Here is an 18,958-nt window from a genome sequence, read left to right as displayed (position 1 = left end):
AGGTATGATGTTGGAGCTGCGTCACCTGCGTTATTTCGTCGCCGTGGCGGAAGAACGCAACTTCACCCGGGCGGCCGAGCGCCTGCATATCGCGCAGCCGCCGCTGAGCCGCCAGATCCAGCAGCTCGAGGAATACCTGGGCGTGGCCCTGATCGAAAAAGGCACGCGTCCACTGCGCCTGACCGAGGCCGGCCAGTTCTTCCTGGCGCACGCCAAGCCCCTGCTCGACCAGGTGCGCGACCTCAAGAGCATGACCCAGCGCGTGGGCAAGGTGGAACGCATCATCAACGCCGGTTTCGTCGCCTCGACCCTGTACGGCCTGCTGCCGGACATCATCCGCCGCTACCGCGCGGCGCATCCCGAGGTGGAGGTGGTCATGCACGAGATGACCACCGTCGAACAGATGAAGGCCCTGAAGGAAGGCCGGATCGACGTCGGTTTCGGGCGCCTGAAAAGCGAAGACCCGAGCATCCGCCGGATCCTGCTGCGCGAGGAGCGCATGGTGCTGGCGCTGTTTCCCGGCCACCGCCTGGCCTCCGGCGACGCGCCGCTGCGCCTGGTGGACCTGGTGCACGAACCGCTGCTGGTCTACCCGAGCACGCCGCGTCCGAGCTTCGCCGACCAGGTGCTGGGCCTGTTCAGCGAAGCCCACCTGACCCCGGACCACGTGGTCGAAGTGCGCGAACTACAGATCGCGATGGGCCTGGTGGCGGCCGAACAGGGTCTGGCCATCGTGCCGGCCAGCGTGCAGGGCATGCACCACCGGAACGTGGTGTACCGCCCGATCGAGGACAAGCACGCGTTCTCGCCGATCTTCTTCAGCGTGCGCCACATGGAGCGCACGCCGGAGCTGGAACAGATGCTGGCGGTGATCTACGAGATCTACGACGATTACGGGCTGCCGCACACGAAAGAGACTTTGTAGGGTGGGCAAGTCCCTTGCCCACGCGGTGATCGCCAGGAGCTCCGATGTCGTGCCGGATGATCTTGCCGCCAGCTATCACCGCGTGGGCGGGAAAACCCGCCCACCCTACGAACATCAGAACGAGTGGCGCAGCCCCGCCATGACGCCGTTCTGCGCGCCTCCAGGCGCCACCGTGCCGCCGAGATCGAGGCCCACGGCGGCCAGGCCGTCGTTGTCCATTCGCCCCACCGCGCCGTACACCGCGGTGCGCTTCGAGAACGCATAGGTGAGCCGCGCCACCGCCATCTTCGTATCGTCGGCCGAGCGCTTGACATCCTTGCGCGCCACCTGCGCATCCAGGGTCAGGCCGGGCGCCAGCGGATGGCTGATGCCGAGATAGACCAGGTCGGATTCGGCGATGCCGGTAGCGGCGTCGAGTTTGCGGTCGATGATGCCGGCGCCGATCCTGGTCGCGCCCAGCATGGCGTAGCCGTTGACGGTCACGCGCCGGTCGAAGCGCTCGCTGCTGGTGAGGCCGCCGGCGGCGCCGGCGTTCCCGTACAGCTTGTCGTAGCTCACGGTCACCCCATACGCCGCAGCGTCATAGCCGAGCAGCGCCGTCACCTGGCGGCAGGCCTTGCTGTTGCCGGCCACCTCGCCGCCGCAATTGGTGGCCGAGGGACCGCCGGCGGCCGAGGCGTCGCGCCCCAGGCTGTAGGTGGCGCCCACGGTGAAGCCCCCAAAGCTGCCCAGGTAGCCGACCGCATTGTCGCTGCGCGCATTCGGCAGGTAGAGGTCGATGCTGCTGATCGAGAACAGGTTCGGTCCCAGCACGTCGCTCTTTGCGGTGGCGAGGAAAGTCATGTTGACGATGCGTCCGACCTGCAGCGTGCCCCAGTTGCCCTTCAGGCCGATCCAGGCCTGGCGCCCGAACAGCCGTCCGCCCTGCCCCGAGACGCCGCTGTCCGGGTTGAAACCGCCCTCCAGCGCGAACACGGCGGACAGGCCACCGCCCAGGTCTTCGCTGCCGCGAAAGCCGATGCGCGAAGGCACGCTGCCGGACAGCGCGGAGACCTTGGTGACGGCATTGCCGGCGGCGTCGGCGTTGGTGGTGCGAGACACGGCGGCATCGACGATGCCGTAGACCGTGACCTGGGCATGGGCGGCGCCGCCGCACAGCATGGCGGCAAGGGCGGTGGCCAGGGGAAGGCGTGGTATTGCTTTCATGCATGTCTCCTGTAGTCGGTGTGCATGGGCGTGCGCGGGCCGCGGCCAGGCGCGGCGGCACGCTGTCGTTGGAATGGTAAGCCCAGCCGCCCGCGCGGCCGGGAGATGGATCAGGCCTTGCTCGGTTCCGCCAGCGGGCCGCTGCGCAGCGCCGGACGGGCCGAGGCCGAGCGGCCGTGGCGGATGCAGGCCACGGCCACCGCTGCGATGGCGGCGGGGATGGCGATCGCGAGGAAGTTCTGCTGCAGCGGCAGGGCCATGCCGACCAGGGTGCCGATCACGATCGGCGCCAGGATCGCGCCGCTGCGGCCGACCCCCGAGGCCCAGCCGATGCCGGTGGAGCGCACCGCCATCGGGTAGAACTGGCCGGCATAGGCATAGGTGACGATCTGGGTGCCGATGGTGGAGGCGCCCGCCAGGCCGACCAGCAGGAACAGTACCGGCGTCGAGACCTTGTAGCCGAGCAGCGTGATCGATACCGCGGCCAGCAGGTACATCCCCACCAGCACGTACTTGATGTGGAAGCGGTCGGCCAGCCAGCCGCCGCCGACCGCGCCGATCACGGCGCCGAAGTTCAGCACCAGCACGAAGGTGAGGGCCGAGCCCAGGCTGTAGCCGGCGCCGGCCATCAGCTTGGCGAGCCAGGAGCTGAGCGCGTAGACCATGAACAGGCACATGAAGAAGGCGATCCAGAACATGATGGTGGAAAAGCCGCGGCCATCCTGGAACAGCCGGCCGATCGGCGCTCCTTGCGCGCGGTCTGCCACCGGCAGCGTGTAGCTGTCGTCCTTCTGCACGCGGTAGCCCGGCTCCATGCGCATCAGGATCTCCTGCAGCTCGGCCTGGCGGCCCTGGCGGATCAGGAAAGGCATCGATTCGGGCAGCTTCTTCAGGATGAAGGGAATCAGGATCACCGGCACGCCGGCGGCGATGAACACCGACTGCCAGCCGTAGGCTTCGATCATGCCCTTGCCCAGCAGGGCGGCGAGCATGCCGCCCACCGCATAGCCGCTGAACATGAGCGTGACCATGGTGGAGCGGATGCGCTTGGGCGAATACTCCGTCATCTGGGCCACCACGTTCGGCATCACGCCGCCGATGCCCAGGCCGGCCAGGAAGCGCATCACGCTGAAGGTGTACGGGTCGCTGGCGAAGCCGGCTGCCGCCGTGAACACGCTGAACAGGGCCAGGCAGATGACGATCGCCAGGCGCCGGCCGATTCTGTCGGCGATGGTGCCCAGGAAGATGGCGCCGAACATCATGCCGAACAGGGCCGAACTGACCATGAAGCCGGCGCTCTGGGCGGTGACGCCCATCTCCTGCATGATCGAGGGCAGCGCGATCCCGGCCACGGCCAGGTCGTAGCCGTCGCAGATGATGATGATGGCGCACCAGGCAAGGATGCCGAAGTGGAAGCGGTTGAAACGGGCCTCGTCGGCCAGCTTGTGCACGTCGATGTGTCGCATGTTCTTGTCTCCTGTCGTTTGTGGGTGTTATTTGTTGCGGGGGCCGTGCAGCACCCGGCAGGCCACCATCCCGATGACGATGCCCCAGAAGGCCGAGCCCAGGCCCAGGAAGCTGGTGCCGGATGCGGTGGCCACGAAGGCGATCAGCGAGGCTTCGCGGTGGTCCTGCGCGGCGACCATGGCGCCGAGGTTGGCCAGGATCGGTCCGAGCAGCGCCAGCCCGGCGAGGGTCATCACCAGTTCCTTCGGAAAGGCCGCGAACAGCATCACGATCGAGCCGCCGAACAGTCCCGCCACCAGGTAGAACACGCCGTTGGCGATGCCGGCGATGTAGCGGCGGCCCGGATCCTCGTGGGCTTCGCGCCCGGTGGACATGGCGGCCGTGATGGCGGCGATGGCGATCGTGATGCCGCCGCTGAAGGCGACCAGCAGCGACACCAGGCTGCTGGTGGCGATGATCGGCCGCACCGGGCTGTCGTAGCCCGAGGTTCTCAAGACCGTCATGCCCGGCAGGTACTGGCCGGTAAGCGTGACCAGCACCAGCGGCAGGGCCAGGCTGAAGGTGCTCGACCAGGACCAGGCCGGCTGGATGAATCGGGGCAGCGCGAGTTCGAAGGCGAGCCCGCCGAGATCGGTGCTCCCGCCGGCCCAGGCAATGGCGGCGCCGGTGGCCAGCAGCAGCGCGATGCAGTAGCGCGGTGTCGTACGCTTGAAGACGAGGTAGGCGGCGAGCATGCCCAGCACCAGCACCGGCATGGTCTGCAAGCCGGTGAATGCCTTGAGCCCGAACGGGATCAGGATGCCCGCCATCATGCCGCTGGCCACGCCGGGCGGCACCCAGGCGGCGGCCCGCTCGACCCAGCCGGACAGGCCGATCGCGAGCAGGATCACGGCGGCCGTCAGGTAGGCGCCGACCGCCTCGTTCAGCGACAACGCGGGGAACAAGGTGATCAGGAGCGCGGTGCCGGGCGCCGACCAGGCGGTGATGACGGGGATCTTGAGGCGCCAGCTGAGGAAAATGCCGGCGACGGCCGCGCCGATCGAGATGCCCCACACCCAGGAGGCGAACATCTCGTTCGAGATGCGCGCTGCCTGGGCGGCCTGGAAGAAGATCGCCAGCGGGCCGGAAAACGAGACCAGCACGGCCAGGAAGCCGGCGACGATGGCGGGCAGCATGGAAGCCGTGGAAGCTCCCTCGCCCTGCGTTGCGGACAGCGCGGGAATGGCTTCGCCCGCGCCACGGCTGTGATGGCCCTGTCCCTGCATGCTGTCTCCGTAATGTTTTTTTCTGGAGAAGCGCCATCGTGGGCGCTTCATGCATTGCAGAGTAGTCAGCCCCGGGATGTCAGTCCAACACTGATTTGGTATGCAATCGATACCTCAGGGGTATCAGCGCCACGAATCGAAAATCCGGGTTCATGGGGCTGTGATATGGTCATTGCGACCATTCAAACCGCTTGATCGAAGGAGGAAGGATGAACCGCTTCAAGGACAAAGTCGTACTGGTTACGGGCGCAGCTTCCGGCATCGGCCTGGCCGTGGCCCGCCGCTTCCTAGACGAGGGCGCCCGTGTCGTCATGCTCGATATCGACGAAGCCTGCCTCAGGGAGTCCGCTGCCACGCTTGCGCAAGACCGCATCCTGGTGCAGGTCGGCGACACCGCCGACAAACAAACCGCGGCCAGCGCCGTCAAGGCGGCCGTCGAGAAGTTCGGCGGACTGCACGTCCTGGTCAACAACGCCGGCGTGGCGACCGAGGGCGACATCATGGCGACCAGCGAGGAAGACTTCGAGCGCGTCATGGCGGTCAATGTGGCCGGTTACTTCCACATGGCCAAGGCGGCGATGCCCGAGCTGGTGAAGACGCGCGGTTCGATCGTCATGACCTCGTCCGTGTCGGGGCTGGGCGGCGACTGGGAGCTGTTCGCCTACAACACCTCGAAGGGCGCCGTCAGCAACATGGTGCGCGCGATGGCCATGGATGCGGCCAAGGATGGGGTGCGGGTGAACGCCGTCAATCCCAGCTTCACGGTCTCGAGGATGACCGAGGACATGGTGAACGATCCCGAGCTGGTCGCCGAATTCAACAAGCGCATGCCGCTCGGCGCGCCCGAGGATCCGGAAGGCGTCGCGGCGGCGATGGTCTTCCTGGCGAGCGAGGATGCGCGCCTGATCACGGGGGTGAACCTGCCAGTGGATGCGGGCTTGATGGCGTCTAACGGGCAGCCGCACCAGTAAGGATGTGCCAGGCTTGGGCGCAAGCTGTGCGCCCTTGGATTACTTGCGCTTGTAGCGGCGAGCCAGGGCGAGGCCGCCCAGCCCCAGGAGCGCCAGGCTTCCTGGTTCAGGCACCGAACCGCTGTCTTGCGCGAATGCGACCGACCACGATGCGCCGAGCTGGGTGTCGCCAACATTGTTCACATACAGGCAATCGCGATCGGTATCGGTACAGGCATAGAAATTATCGCCATTGACGAACCAGATACCCATGTTCGTTCCCCACGACGTGCTCATGTCGCCCATCCCGGACCACTTCGGCGCGCTCACCACTTCACCATTGGCGTTGGTCGAGAAAAAGCCGTTCATCTGGATCAGGTCGCCGCCTTCCATGTACCAGCCGGAAGCACCCTCCAGGCGGAATGACTGGAACGCATTCGGCTCCCAGAGCTGCGAACTCAGGCCCGATCCGCCATTATCGACGAAGAAAGTCGAGGTGATCGATTCGCCGACGATGCCGGGAAAGGTCCCAGTCTTGCTTGCGATGGTGGTCGTCCACTTGAACGTGACGACGTCGGCTGCCGCGTAGGTGGAGCTCAGGGCCAGTAGCGTAGCGCAGCAGAGGGACTTGAAAAGGATTTCAAGATTTGCGTAAATGTGTTTCGATAATCACTTAGGAAGCAATAGTTGTGCCTAGTAAATAAATCAATGGTTTGCATACTTCAATTGTTCTATCTGTAAAGAAACTCGACAGTGCCTGAGGAGGATGCAATGCCCTCTCAACGCTCGCGCCTTCGCGGACTTTCCTGCACCGGCGCATGCTGCCTCATCAACTCCACGATCCAGTCGATAAACACCCGCAACGCCTTGCCCAGGTAGCGGTTGGGCGGATACGCCACGTACAGCGGCATCGGATCGATCTCCCAGTCCGCGAACAAGCGCACCAGATCGCCCCTGGCCGCATGTTCGCGCGCCATGTAATCGGGCAGCCACAGCACGCCCAGTCCCGCCACGCCGGCCGTCAGGTAGGCGTTGCCGTCGTCGATCGCCAGCACATGGCGCCCGCCGATCTTCACCGTCTCGCCGTCCCTGTGCATGGCGTAGGGCAGGCCGTTGGCCCAGCGGAAGCGCACGATGCGGTGGCGCGGGTCCTGCAGCTCCTTGGGATGCAGCGGCGTGCCGGCCTGCGCCAGGTAGGAAGGCGCCGCGTACACGCCCAGTTGCAGGTCGCCGACGTGGCGCGCCACCAGGGACAGGTCGGACACCTGGCCGCCGCGCACCACGCAGTCGACGTTCTCGCCGATCAGGTCGACCTTGCGGTCGCTGGCGCCGAGGTCGAACTGGATCTCCGGATAGCGCGCGTGGAAGGCCGGCAGCGCCGGCACCAGGATCATGTTGGCGAACGGACTGGGCACGTCCACCCGCAGCAGGCCGCGCGGCGCTGTGGATGAACCGGGGAGATTGTTCTCGATGTCGTGCAGCTCGGCCAGCAGGCGCACCACGCGTTCGTAGTAGGCGGCGCCGTCGGCGGTGACATTCACCTTGCGTGTGGTGCGGTTGAGCAGCTTGAGGCGCAGGTGGGCCTCGAGCTGCTGCACCAGCTGGGTGACGCTCGTGCGGCTCATGCCGAGCGTCTCGGCCGCCCTGGTGAAGCTGCCCGCCTCGACCACCCGGACGAATGCCCGCATGCCGTCAAACCTGTCCATGTCGCCCCCGCTTGAAAATTGTGCAGATTATACAAACAGTCTTGGCGCGATTTGATGGTTTATTTGTGCAAATCAGGGCGCTACAGTGCAGGCATCCACCAACAGCAAGGAGTGCCTCGATGACTACCCGTGACGTCATTTTCCCCGCCGGCCGCCAGGCCCTGTATGAGAAGAACCGCTATTCCCCGGCCGTGCGCTCGGGCGGCTTCCTGTTCGTATCCGGCCAGGTCGGCAGCCGCGAGGACGGCTCGCCCGAGCCGGAACTGGACGCCCAGGTGCGGCGCGCCTTCCAGAACCTGAATGCCGTGCTGGATGCGGCCGGCTGTACTTTTGGGGACGTGGTCGACGTGACCGTCTTCATCGTCGATCCGGAAGCGAAGTTCGAACGCATCTGGGAAGTGGCGCGCGAATTCTGGGGCGAGGCGCCCTACCCCAACATCACGGCGGTCGGCGTAACCTGGCTGTACGGCTTCCAGTTCGAGATCAAGGTCGTGGCCAAGGTACCGGCCGAGGGCTAGCCGCCGGACCGCATGCGTTGATTCTCTTCGCGGATGGCTGCCTTTACCCACTTTCGCTGGATCAGGCCCAAGCTGTCCAGCATGCCGGCAACGAGGAGGCAGACGCCTGGCGGGATGATGACCGACACGATCCGTTCATCGAGCCCGAGCTCGAAACCGGCAAAACTGGCTCCCAGGACCAGCGCTGCACCGGCAAATGCCATTGCTCTGGACCTGACAAGCCATTTCATATAATTGGTCATTGCGTCTGTCCCATCACTTGTTTTGCCTGAGCTGCGGGCGCGATTCCCAGGCGCGCCGCGCTACGCGCAGGAATTGCGCACTACCACCATATCGAATCCCCGACCGTAATTCGACGTCCGGCTCCCCGATGCTGGCATTCCTCATGCCTGCAGTGTAGGTTTAAACTATCCGTCCAGCAATAAAAACGGGCAGCGCAGGACGTTGCGCGGACGCTCAGGCCGTTTTGTTCGCCACGTACTGTTCGTAGCCGCGCGCCCGCAGCGCACAGGCCGGGCAGGTGCCGCAACCGTGTCCCCAGGCATGTGCCTCCCCGCGCTCGCCCAGGTAGCAGGTATGGGTATCGAAGCGGATCAGGTCCACCAGCGCATCGCCGCCGCAATCCTGGGCCAGCTGCCAGGTCTGGGCCTTGTCGATCCACATCAGCGGCGTCTCCACCTTCAGACGCGTGGCCATGCCGAGGTTCAGGGCCACCTGCAGCGCCTTCATGGTGTCGTCGCGGCAGTCCGGGTAGCCCGAGAAATCGGTCTCGCACATGCCGCCCACCAGCACGTTCAGGCCGCGCCGGTAGGCCACCGTGGCCGCCACCATCATGAACATCAGGTTACGACCCGGCACGAAGGTGTTCGGCAAGCCGTTTTCCTGCATCGCGATCGCCACATTGCTGGTCAGGGCGGTATCCGAGATCTTGCCGATCAGGGACAGGTCGATCATGTGGTCCTCGCCCAGGCGCGCGTCCCAGTCCGGCCTCAATGCGCGCATCTTCGCCAGCAGCGGCAGGCGCACGTCCAGCTCGATGGCGTGGCGCTGGCCATAGTCGAAGCCGATCGTCTCCACGCGCGCATAGCGCTGCAGCGCCCACGCGAGGCAAGTGGTGGAGTCCTGGCCGCCGCTGAAGAGGACGAGGGCGCTGTCGTTGGTTTGCATGATCGTAGTCCGTGGACGGAAGAAACCGCGAATTCTGGCATAAAAGAGACGCTTGCGTGAACCGGCATTGGCCGCACTGCTGGGCCAAGAGTCCGTCATCGTTTTTGCCAATCCGTTAAGATTGCCATGAATTTTACCCACGGAGTGTTATGTTTCCTGCAAGATCGATTCCGCGCCGTTTGCGCCCCCTGCCCCGTCTCCTGGCCGGCATGGGCGCATTGCTATTTGCAACGACACTGCACGCACAGGGAATCGATTACCAGGTCCGCATCGACGCCCCGCGCCAGATCGAGAACATGCTCGAGGAAAACCTCGACCTGATGCGCTGGCGCGGCAACTCGCGCGTGGATATGGAACAGCTGCAACGCCTGGTCAAGGAGGCCCCGGAACAGGCCAAGACCTTTATCGCTACCGAAGGCTATTACTCGCCCAAGATCTCGGCCGGCCTGGATACCAGCGGCGGCCAGCCGGTGGCGCGCATCATCGTCGATCCGGGCCCGGCCACCGTGGTCGGCGACGTCGACCTGGTGCTGCAGGGCTTCGCCCCGATCGACGAGGGCAGCGTCCCGTTTGACGCCGGCGCCCTGCGCCAGCGCTGGTCGCTGCCGGTCGGCGCGCGCTTCCGCCAGGAGGATTGGGAAGCCGCCAAGCGCGGCCTGCTGCGCGAAGTGTCGCAGACGCGCTTCCCGCGCGCCCGCCTGGTGGAAACCAGCGCCACCGTCGACCCTGAAGAACGACGCGCCCTGCTGCGCGTGGTCATCGACAGCGGCCCGGAAATGCGCTTCGGCGAGCTGCGCATCCGCGGCCTGAAGCGCTATCCGCGCGAGGTCATCACCAACCTGAACAAGATCAACCCGGGCGACCAGTACAGCGAGGCGGCGCTGACCGCCCTGCAGTCGCGCCTGCAGGACACCGGCTACTTCAGCAGCGTCGAGGTGAGCGCCGACATGCGCCAGGTGCTCAACGCCGAGCTGCAGGAACTGAAGGAAGGCGACGATGACGCCGACGCCAACCCGGCCACCCCGGAACCGCCGACCGGCCCCACCGTGCTGCCGGTGCTGGTGCGCGTGGTCGAGAACAAGCGCAAGAACGTCGAGGTCGGCGTCGGCTTCTCGACCGACACCGGCGCCCGCGTCCAGGCCAGCTACGACGACCTGAACGTGCTCGGCAAGCGCATGAAGAGCGACCTCATTTACGAACAGAAGCGCCAGACCGCGCGCGTCGACTTCTTCTGGCCGACCACACCCAAGGGCTACAACGACAGCGTCGGCGCCGGCGTCGAGCGCAACGACGTGCGCGGCGAGATCACCACCCTGGCCACGGTCGCGGCGCGCCGTTCCTGGGGCTCGCCCCTGCTCGAACGCAGCCTGACGCTCGAAGCGCTGGTCGAAAAACGCGAAGTGCCGCCGAGCGAGCCGACCACGACGCGCAGCCTGCCGCTCACCTACGCCATCACCAAGCGCAAGCTCGACAGCCTGATCCAGCCCACCAACGGCTACGTGCTGCAGGGCCAGCTGGGCGGCGCGCTGCTGCCGATCCTGACCGACGAAAAATTCCTGCGCCTCTACCTGCGCGGCCAGATGTTCAAGCCGCTCGGCGAAGCCGGCACCCTGGTGCTGCGCGGCGAGTTCGGCGGGGTGGCGGCCAAGGAAAAGCTGGGCGTGCCGTCCACCTTCCTGTTCCGCGCCGGCGGCGACCAGTCGGTGCGCGGCTACGGCTACCGCGAACTGGGCGTGCGCGAGAACGGCGCCATCGTCGGCGGCAAGTACCTGCTCACGGCGAGCGCCGAATACCAGTATTTCTTCCGCCCGCCCTGGGGCGTGGCCGTGTTCTATGACGTCGGCAATGCCGCCGACAAGGTCGGCGACCTGAAACCGAAATCCGGCTTCGGCGTCGGCGCGCGCTGGCGCAGCCCGGTGGGCCCGATCAACGTCGACCTGGCCTACGGCCATGCCGTGAAAAAGGCGCGCCTGCACTTCTCCCTGGGATTCACCTTCTGATGGACACGAACGACAACACCCCGACCCAGGCGCCGGCACCAGCACCGCACAAGCGCCGCTGGCCGCGCCGCGTCGCCATCGGCGTGGTCGTCACCGGCGTGATCGTCGGCGGCACGCTCTGGTACCTGGGCCGCGAAACCACGCTGCAGATGATCGCGCAGAAGGTCGCCGCCTCCACCGGCGGCAAGCTCACCCTGACCGGCGTGCGCGGTTCCCTGTACGGCGCCATGTACATCGAACGCGCGGTGTGGCGCACCGACGAGCAGCTGGTCATCGCCAACAAGATCAACCTGCACTGGTCGCCCGCGCAGATCGTCTCGCGCGGCATCCTGGTGGACAAGCTGCACGCGGCCAACCTGCGCGTCGAGACCCTCAAGGAAACCGAAGAGCGCTCGCCGATGCCGGCCAAACTCGCGCCGCCTTTCACGGTCTCGATCGACGATGCGCGCCTGAACCGCGCCACCTTCGTCAACCAGGGCGTGGAAACCCACATCGACAACATCCGCCTGCGCGTCGAGGGCAACAAGCAGCGCTGGCAGCTACGCGACGCCGCTGCCGTGACGCCCTGGGGCATTGTTGCCGGTGCCGGCACGATCGGCGCCCAGCGCCCGTTCAAGCTGGACGCCACCGCCAGCCTGACCCAGTCGCAGGCGAAAGCCGAAGGTGGGGTAACTTCGCGTGCCGCGCAGCTGCGCCTCAAGCTCGGCGGCGACCTGGAAACCACCCTGGTCGACGCCACCGGCCAGGCCGGCCGCGCCGTGGGCGACGCCCACTTCGTGCTCTCGCCCTATGCCGAGATCCCGCTGCGCGAAATGCGCATCAACGGCCGCAACGTCGACCCGGGCTTCTTCAACCCGGCGCTGCCGACGGCCGACCTGACTTTCTCCATCGCCGGCAAGCTGGACGACAAGCGCAACATCAGCGGCCGGGTCGACATCAGCAACGACGGCCCGGAAGGCACCATCGACCAGCAGCGCCTGCCGCTGCGCCTGATGCGCGGGCAGCTGGGCGGCAACCTGGACGCCCTGCAGGTGTCCGACGTGCTGATGGATTTCGGCGCCGCCGGCCGCTTCACCGGCACCGGCGGCGTCCAGCGCGAAAAAGACGCGGAAGGCCTGGGCACCGCGCGCTTCACCCTGCACACCGACCGCTTCGACCTGAAGGGCATCTACTCCACCATGAAGCCGACCGCGATCCGCGGCGACATCCAGGTGACGAATGCCGGCGATACCCAAACCCTGCAGGCCAACCTGGCCGACAAGTCCCTGCGCCTGGCCGCGCTGGCGACGCTGCAGAACAACGTGGTGACGGTGCGCGAAGCGCGCCTGTCGAGCGGCAGCAGCCGGGTGGACGTCAGCGGCAACATGAACCTGCTGGACGACAAAGCCTTCAAGGCCAGCGCCAACGCCAGCCGCTTCAACCCGGCCGATTTCGGCGACTTCCCGGCAGCCGACATCAACGCCAGCGTCAACGTGGCCGGTGCGCTCGCCCCGGCCTGGCGTGTGGATGCCGACTTCGCGGTGCGCCGCAGCCGCCTGCTGAACCAGGCGCTGTCGGGCGCCGGCAAACTGCACGCCGACGCCAAGCGCATCAGCGGCATCGACGCCGACCTGGCGCTGGGCCAGAACACCGTGGCCTTGAACGGCGCCTTCGGCGCGGCCGGCGACAAGCTACAGTGGCGCCTCGACGGCCGCCAGCTGTCGGCCGTGCGCAGCGACCTGTACGGCGCGGTCACCGCCAACGGCGTCGCCACCGGTACCATGGCAGCGCCGCGCACCACTTTCGAGGTGACCGCGAATGGCCTGGGCTGGGTGGCCGCCCAGCGCAAGAACGCCAACGGCAGCCTGCGCGCCAGCGGCGACGCCTGGCTGGCCGGCAGCGAAGGCGCGCGCTTCGTGGAAGCGAAGATGAGCGGCGCGATGCAGCGCTTCAATCCGGCTGCCTTCGGTTCGCCCCTGGCCGGCTCGATCAACGGCGCTTTTGACGCCAGCGGCCGCAGCGGCGCCGACTGGCGCGGCGCGGTCGACCTGCGGGTGCAGGACTCGACCTTGTCGAATTCGCCGCTGTGGGGCCACGCGAAGCTCACGGCCGACCGCCGTCACGTCTCGAACGCCGACGTCGACCTGCACGTGGGCGCCAACGTGCTCGCCGCCAAGGGCAGCTTCGGCGCGGCCAGGGACCAACTGGGCTGGCGCATCGACGCCCCGCAGCTGGCCGCGCTCGGCCCCGACTTCGCCGGCGTGCTGCGCGGCCAGGGCACGCTGTCGGGCACCATGGATGCGCCGTCCTTCAGCGCCGCGCTGGAAGGCCAGAACCTGCGCCTGCTCGGCACCCACAGCATCCGCGCCTTGCGCGCCAACGCCAACCTGGCCTCCGGCCGCGGCGCCAACGACGCACTGGCGACCGACATCCAGGTCACCGAATACGCCAGCGGCGATACGCGCGTGGCGTCGGCCAGCCTGAAGACCGAAGGCACGCGCGGCGCCCACACCCTGCGCGCGGCCGCGGTCGGCGACGCTTTTGACGCCAACCTCGAGGTGCGCGGCGGCTTCGCGCGCGACACCTGGAGCGGCACCCTGGCCGCGCTGCAGAACCGCGGCCGCTACGCGATGACGCTGCAGGCGCCGGTGCCGCTGCGCATCAGCGGCGCGCCCGGCAGCGGATTCATGGGCCTGGCCAAGCCGCAGAGCATCGCCTTCAACGGCGCCGTCATTCGCCTGCCGGCCGGCAGCATCACGGTCGACTCGCTGGTGAAGAACGGCCCGCGCTGGGCCAGCCGCGGCCATGCGGACAACGTGCCGCTCACTTACCTGTCGCAGTTCTCGCCCGCCATCCGCGACAACGCGCGCGGCGACCTGACCCTGGGCGCCAAGTGGGAACTCGACCTGCGTACCGCGACCGCCACCGGCGGCGCACCGGCGCTGGACGGCATGGTCCACGTCTTCCGCGAAAAGGGCGACGTGATCGCCGGCGGCGACCGGCCGGTGCCGCTCGGCCTGCGTACCTTCGAAGCGCGCGCCGACGTCGTCGGCAGCTCGCTGAAGGTCGGCCTCGACCTCGACGGCGCCCGCACCGGCAGCGTCGAGGTCGACGCCACCGCCCAGCTGCTGCAGGGCCGCCTGGACGGCGACAGCCCGCTGCGCATGACGGCCAGGGCCGACATGGGCTCGATCGCCTGGCTGGCCTCGTTCGCCGGCCAGTCCGGGCTCGAGCTGGACGGCGCGCTGCGCCTGGCCCTGACAGGATCCGGCACGATCGGCACGCCGCGCCTGGACGGCAGCGTGCAGGGCGACAAGCTGGCGGTGCGCTGGCCCGAACAGGGCGTGCGCCTGCAGAACGGCGAGCTGCGCGCCAGCCTGGCCGGCGACCAGCTGCAGCTACAGCGCCTGTACTTCCAGGGCCGCCAGGGCAGCGCCTCGGCCGACGGCTTCCTGCGCTTCTCCAGCGGCCTGGCCGCGGCCGACCTGCGCCTGACGCTGGACAAGCTCGAAGCGCTGTCGCGCCCGGACCGCACCGTGGTCGTCAGCGGCAAGGCCTCGCTGGTGCGCGACGCCGAGCGCTTCGCGATCGAAGGCAACGTGCGTGCCGACCGCGCCCTGATCGAATTCGCGCCGCAGGGCCGCCCGACCATGTCCGACGACGTCATCGTGCTGGGCCAGGGCGGCACCAGGCCGCAGCCCTCGAACAAGAAGGAAGAACTGCCGCTCACCATCGATTTGCGTGCCGACCTGGGCGAGGAATTCAGGCTGCGCGGCCTGGGTATCGACGCCACGCTGGCCGGCAATGTGCGCATGCGCAAGGTCGGCGCCGGCGCGCCGCGCGTGAACGGCACCATCCGCGCGGTCGAGGGCGATTACGCAGCATATGGACAGCGGCTGGATATCCGGCGCGCCGTCATTACCTTCAGCGGCCCTTACGACAACCCGGCGCTCGACGTGCTCGCGGTGCGCGCGCGGCCCGAGGGCGAGCAGCTGTCGGACACCAACGTGGAAGCCGGCGTGCAGGTGCGCGGCACGGCCCAGGCGCCGGAAGCGCGGCTGGTGTCCACGCCCAATGTCCCGGACAGCGAAAAACTGTCCTGGCTGGTGCTCGGCCACGGCATGGAAGGCACCAGCGGCAACGAGAAGGACGTGCTGGCGGCCGCCGCCGGCGCCCTGCTCGGCGGCAAGGGCGGCACCGGCGGCATCACGCAAAAGCTGGCGACCTCGCTCGGCGTGGACGAACTGGGGCTGAAGCAGGCGAACGGCGGTAACGGCGGCCTGGCGGACACGGTGGTGACGGTGGGCAAGCGCATCTCTTCGCGCACCTACCTCAGCTTCGAGCAGGGCGCGACCACGGCCTCGAGCCTGGTGCGCCTGCGTTACAAGTGGACCCCGCGCATCACGCTGCAGTTCCAGACCGGCACCAATACCGCGCTGGACGTGCTGTATGCCTGGGCTTTCGACTGACAGAACTGGACGCAACCGGGGGACACGATGACGGAACAACTTGTATATCCCCTGCTGCTGATGCTTGCCAGCCTCGACAGCCCAGCCCAGGCCCAGCCCCGGGCGCCGGTCCAGGCCCAGACCCAGCAGCAGATCCCGCGCGCCTACCAGGGAGAATGGAACATGCGCGTGAAGGACTGCGGCACCTCGCGCAACGACTCCACGCTGCGCCTTCGCCCCGACAGCATCGCCTATTTCGAAAGCACGGGGCCGGTAAAGACCGCGGTCACGCGCGGCAAGGAACTGGTCCTGGTCGCTGAACTGCAGGGTGAAGGTGAAGCACGGCTGCATGCCGCCCACTTCCAGTTGTCGCGCAACGGACGCACGCTCACTGACGTCACGAGTACCCCGCCCCTGGTCCGCTACCGCTGTCCGGCGCGGCGCAACTAGGATTTCCGGAGTTCCGCCTGGCCGGCATGCTCGAGATGATGCAGGAAGGCGGTGGCGACTGGCGACAGCCTCTTCCCTTTCCGGTACAGCGTCCACCAGTTCGACTGCACGGGAAAGCCCTCGACCGGAAGCGTGACAAGCTGCTCTTCTTCTGGCCGCTCCCCCAGCGCATGGCGTGAAATGACACCCAGACCCAGGCTGGCCGCCACTGCTTGCTTGATCGCTTCGTTGCTGCCCAGCTCCATGCGTATGTCTGCCCGAAAACCCAGCGCCCTGAAATGCCTGTCACAGGCGAGCCGGGTGCCGGATCCTTTTTCACGGAGAATGAAGCGCAGCGGCCCCAGCTCGGCCAGTGCGATACGCTCGCGCCCGACCAGCGGATGCGACGCGGAAGCGATCACGTCGAGAGGGTTGGCCAGGAAGGCGTGGCGCTCGAGCTCCAGGTCGCTTGGTGGCATCGACATGATGTAGAGGTCGTCGAGATTCTCGTGCAGGCGCCTGAGCACGCCGTCGCGGTTGAGCACTTCGAGCGCGATGTCGATGTCCGGAAAAGCGGCGCAGAAGGTCCCGAGAAGACGGGGCACGAAGTACTTCGCGGTACTGACCACCGACAGGCGCAGGCGCCCGCGCGTCATGCCCTTGATGCCGTCCATGTGCTGCTCGAAGGCGCTCCACTCGTCCATCATGGCGCGCGCCGTGCGCGCCAGCGCTTCGCCCGCCGGGGTCAGGTACAGGCGCTTGCCGACCTGCTCGTAGAGCGGCATGCCGACGCCTTCGGCCAGCTCGCGCAATTGCATGGACGCGGTCGGCTGGGTGACGTGGCAGGCGCGGGCGGCGGCGGTGACGCTCAGGTGTTCGCTGAAGGCAAGGAAGAGGCGCAGCTGGCGGAAGGTGGCGTTCATAGATAAATCCCTATGCTGGCCATCATCATAATCGATTTTTCTTTATTGCCGTGAGCGCTTAGGATGCAGGACCGTCTGTTGAGTCCGAACACATGAACAACTTCCTCGATCCTGCCATCCTGTTTTTTGCTTTCGGCATCCTGGCCGGCTGCGTGAAATCGAACCTCGAGATCCCCCAGCCGATCGCGCGCTTCCTGTCGCTCTACCTCCTGATGGCGCTCGGCCTGAAAGGCGGTTTCGCCCTCGCGCAAACCGGCCTCACCGCCGAAGTCGCGGCCAGCCTGGGCGCCGCCGTGCTGCTGGCGGTCGCGATTCCGCTGGCCGCCTACCCCTTGCTGAAGCGCTTCGTGTCCGGTTTCGACGCGGCCGCGGTCGCGGCCACCTACGGTTCGGTCAGCGCGGTCACCTTCATCACGGCGACCCAGTACCTGGACGTCCACGGGATCTCCTATGGCGGGCACATGGCGGCGGCAATGGCCCTGATGGAATCGCCCGCCATCGTGATCGCCGTGGTGCTGGCCAATTCCTTGCGCCAGGCCGGGGCGCCGGCAGTGCTGCCGGGTGCGAACGGCACGGCCACGCTGGGAGCGCCGGGCCCGCGCGTGGGCCTGGGGAAAATCCTGCACGAATCCTTTACCGGCGGCACCCAGCTGCTGCTGATCGGCGCCATGGCCGTGGGCATCCTGACGGGCGAGGCCGGCAAGGCAGCCATGGCGCCGTTCTCGATCGACCTGTTCAAGGGCATGCTGGCCTTCTTCCTGCTCGACATGGGCCTGCACACCGCACGCAACCTGGGCAAGCTGCGCAGCCAGTCGCGCTGGCTGCTGGCCTACGCGGCCGCTGCGCCGGTCGTGCATGCCGGCCTTGCCCTGGGTCTGGCGGCCCTGCTCGGCCTGTCGGCGGGCAACGCGACCCTGCTGATGGTGCTGGCCGGCAGCGCCTCGTACATCGCCGTCCCGGCAGCGCTGCGTTATGCGATCCCGGAAGCCAACCCGTCCGTGTACTTCAGCATGTCGCTCGGGGTCACCTTCCCCCTGAACATCCTGCTGGGCATTCCCGCCTATGCCTGGCTGGCCGGGGCGGTGCTGGGATAAGGCTCAGGAGAGCAGGCTCGGCTTGGGGTCGGGCACCGGTTCCTCCTCGCCCTGCGGCAGATGGGGGTGGCCGGGCTGGTGGTGCGGATGGGGCGTGTCGAAAGGATCGGGCGCCGGTTCCTCGATCGGGGCCGGGTCCGGTGCGCGGTGCGCCTGTACAGGAAACCGGGCAGGAACATTCGCGAACAGCTCTGCATTCATGGCGGGAATCTCCTCGTCAAAGCGGAGCGGACACCTTACCATGATGGCCCGCAGGCCGCCGTTTGCTGCCTCTCGCGTGCGAGGCGGCTACAATGGCAGGCTTGAACCAACTCATCGCGCCATGCAAGAACTTTCGATCACCACCCTCGCCCTGCTCGTCCTGACCCCGCTGCTGGTCTGGCGCGTCTACAACCGCATCAAGGCCCGCATGGTCCGCCAGCGCTCGATCGTCTCGCGCCACTACACCGGCGTGCTGGTGTTCGGCGCCATGATCCTGGTGCCGCTGGCGCAGCTGCTCGACCGCCCGACCCACCTGGCTGCGCTGCTGGCCGGTTCGGCCTTCGGCCTCGGCTGGGGCCACTACGCCCTGAAGCGCACTCGCTTCGAGGACACTGAGCAGGGCTACTACTTCACGCCGCCGGCGCAGCTGGGCATCCTGTTCGCGATGATCCTGGTGGCGCGCATCCTCTACCTCGGGGTCGAGATCTATGCCAACCAGGGCAAGGGAATCCCGGCGCCGCGCCTGACCGACGACATGCTGACCATGCTGTGCGTGGGGCTGACCGCGGGCTATTTCGGACGCTACTCGGCCGGCCTGTTGCTGTGGCGGCGCAAGCTGCGCAAGGCGATCGACGCCGAATGAAAAATGGGGCCATCGGCCCTAATGCCGTTCAGTTAAG

17 protein-coding genes are annotated in these 18,958 nt (G+C 67.2%); 8 read left to right on the top strand and 9 right to left on the bottom strand.

The window, feature by feature from the left end; translation table 11 throughout:
- Window positions 1-10: 10 nt before the first annotated feature.
- The gene (locus B2R83_RS21615) at window positions 11-925 is read left to right on the top strand and encodes a LysR family transcriptional regulator (RefSeq protein WP_027865642.1); all 915 of its coding nucleotides are present in this window, start codon (window positions 11-13) and stop codon (window positions 923-925) included.
- Window positions 926-1,039: 114 nt separating this feature from the next.
- Here B2R83_RS21615 and B2R83_RS21610 read toward each other — a convergent pair whose 3' ends face one another.
- The 3 genes from B2R83_RS21610 to B2R83_RS21600 all read right to left on the bottom strand — a co-directional run bounded on the left by B2R83_RS21610 (window position 1,040) and on the right by B2R83_RS21600 (window position 4,773).
- On the bottom strand, window positions 1,040-2,131 hold the full coding sequence (locus B2R83_RS21610; protein ID WP_292044867.1) for a porin: 1,092 nt from the start codon (window positions 2,129-2,131) through the stop codon (window positions 1,040-1,042).
- A 110-nt stretch (window positions 2,132-2,241) separates the two neighbouring features.
- Window positions 2,242-3,597, bottom strand: a complete 1,356-nt coding sequence (locus B2R83_RS21605) for an MFS transporter (protein ID WP_292044865.1) — start codon at window positions 3,595-3,597, stop codon at window positions 2,242-2,244.
- Window positions 3,598-3,624: 27 nt separating this feature from the next.
- Entirely contained in the window at window positions 3,625-4,773 is a 1,149-nt protein-coding gene (locus B2R83_RS21600) for a benzoate/H(+) symporter BenE family transporter (RefSeq protein ID WP_292044926.1), read from the bottom strand.
- A 299-nt stretch (window positions 4,774-5,072) separates the two neighbouring features.
- On the opposite strand from B2R83_RS21600, the gene B2R83_RS21595 reads away from it, so the two are divergent.
- Window positions 5,073-5,834: an SDR family NAD(P)-dependent oxidoreductase gene (locus tag B2R83_RS21595; RefSeq protein WP_292044864.1), complete on the top strand. Its 762-nt coding sequence runs from the start codon at window positions 5,073-5,075 to the stop codon at window positions 5,832-5,834.
- A gap of 39 nt (window positions 5,835-5,873) precedes the next feature.
- On the opposite strand, the gene B2R83_RS21590 is transcribed toward B2R83_RS21595, so the two are convergent.
- The gene (locus B2R83_RS21590; protein WP_292044863.1) at window positions 5,874-6,206 is read right to left on the bottom strand and encodes a PEP-CTERM sorting domain-containing protein; all 333 of its coding nucleotides are present in this window, start codon (window positions 6,204-6,206) and stop codon (window positions 5,874-5,876) included.
- 386 nt (window positions 6,207-6,592) lie between these two features.
- Window positions 6,593-7,519, bottom strand: coding sequence for a LysR family transcriptional regulator (locus tag B2R83_RS21585; RefSeq protein ID WP_292044862.1), 927 nt, complete (start codon window positions 7,517-7,519; stop codon window positions 6,593-6,595).
- 119 nt (window positions 7,520-7,638) lie between these two features.
- On the opposite strand from B2R83_RS21585, the gene B2R83_RS21580 reads away from it, so the two are divergent.
- Complete coding sequence (locus tag B2R83_RS21580; protein WP_292044860.1) at window positions 7,639-8,037, top strand: RidA family protein; 399 nt, start codon at window positions 7,639-7,641, stop codon at window positions 8,035-8,037.
- On the opposite strand, the gene B2R83_RS21575 is transcribed toward B2R83_RS21580, so the two are convergent.
- Both B2R83_RS21575 and queC read right to left on the bottom strand, forming a co-directional pair.
- Window positions 8,034-8,279 (bottom strand): hypothetical protein, encoded by a 246-nt coding sequence (locus B2R83_RS21575; protein WP_292044859.1) that lies wholly within the window; start codon window positions 8,277-8,279, stop codon window positions 8,034-8,036. The two genes, B2R83_RS21580 and B2R83_RS21575, sit on opposite strands and share 4 nt — an antisense overlap.
- A 214-nt stretch (window positions 8,280-8,493) precedes the next feature.
- Window positions 8,494-9,204, bottom strand: coding sequence for a 7-cyano-7-deazaguanine synthase QueC (gene queC / locus B2R83_RS21570; protein ID WP_292044857.1), 711 nt, complete (start codon window positions 9,202-9,204; stop codon window positions 8,494-8,496).
- 209 nt (window positions 9,205-9,413) lie between these two features.
- Between queC and B2R83_RS21565 the strand changes: the two genes are divergently transcribed.
- Genes B2R83_RS21565 through B2R83_RS21555 form a run of 3 tightly spaced genes read left to right on the top strand, consistent with a single transcriptional unit; the run spans window position 9,414 to window position 16,081 of the window.
- Window positions 9,414-11,204: an autotransporter assembly complex protein TamA gene (locus tag B2R83_RS21565; protein WP_292044854.1), complete on the top strand. Its 1,791-nt coding sequence runs from the start codon at window positions 9,414-9,416 to the stop codon at window positions 11,202-11,204.
- Entirely contained in the window at window positions 11,204-15,652 is a 4,449-nt protein-coding gene (locus tag B2R83_RS21560) for a translocation/assembly module TamB domain-containing protein (RefSeq protein ID WP_292044852.1), read from the top strand. The genes B2R83_RS21565 and B2R83_RS21560 overlap by 1 nt, the downstream gene beginning before the upstream one ends.
- A 27-nt stretch (window positions 15,653-15,679) precedes the next feature.
- Complete coding sequence (locus tag B2R83_RS21555; RefSeq protein WP_292044849.1) at window positions 15,680-16,081, top strand: hypothetical protein; 402 nt, start codon at window positions 15,680-15,682, stop codon at window positions 16,079-16,081.
- Here the strand turns inward: B2R83_RS21555 and B2R83_RS21550 are convergent.
- Window positions 16,078-16,983, bottom strand: a complete 906-nt coding sequence (locus B2R83_RS21550; protein WP_292044847.1) for a LysR family transcriptional regulator — start codon at window positions 16,981-16,983, stop codon at window positions 16,078-16,080. The genes B2R83_RS21555 and B2R83_RS21550 overlap by 4 nt on opposite strands.
- A gap of 92 nt (window positions 16,984-17,075) precedes the next feature.
- On the opposite strand from B2R83_RS21550, the gene B2R83_RS21545 reads away from it, so the two are divergent.
- Window positions 17,076-18,077 (top strand): sodium-dependent bicarbonate transport family permease, encoded by a 1,002-nt coding sequence (locus B2R83_RS21545; protein ID WP_292044845.1) that lies wholly within the window; start codon window positions 17,076-17,078, stop codon window positions 18,075-18,077.
- Between the two features lie 3 nt (window positions 18,078-18,080).
- Here the strand turns inward: B2R83_RS21545 and B2R83_RS21540 are convergent, their stop codons facing one another.
- Entirely contained in the window at window positions 18,081-18,278 is a 198-nt protein-coding gene (locus B2R83_RS21540) for a hypothetical protein (protein ID WP_292044843.1), read from the bottom strand.
- Window positions 18,279-18,399: 121 nt separating this feature from the next.
- Here B2R83_RS21540 and B2R83_RS21535 point away from each other — a divergent pair, with 121 nt between their 5' ends.
- Window positions 18,400-18,921, top strand: coding sequence for a hypothetical protein (locus tag B2R83_RS21535; protein WP_292044842.1), 522 nt, complete (start codon window positions 18,400-18,402; stop codon window positions 18,919-18,921).
- Window positions 18,922-18,958: the final 37 nt, after the last annotated feature.

The sequence above is a fragment of the Massilia sp. UBA6681 genome, from assembly GCF_002454935.1.
Taxonomy (GTDB): domain Bacteria; phylum Pseudomonadota; class Gammaproteobacteria; order Burkholderiales; family Burkholderiaceae_D; genus Telluria; species Telluria varians.
The sequence above is the reverse complement of the archived record's forward strand: the minus strand, read 5'-3'. Positions and strand labels throughout refer to the sequence as shown.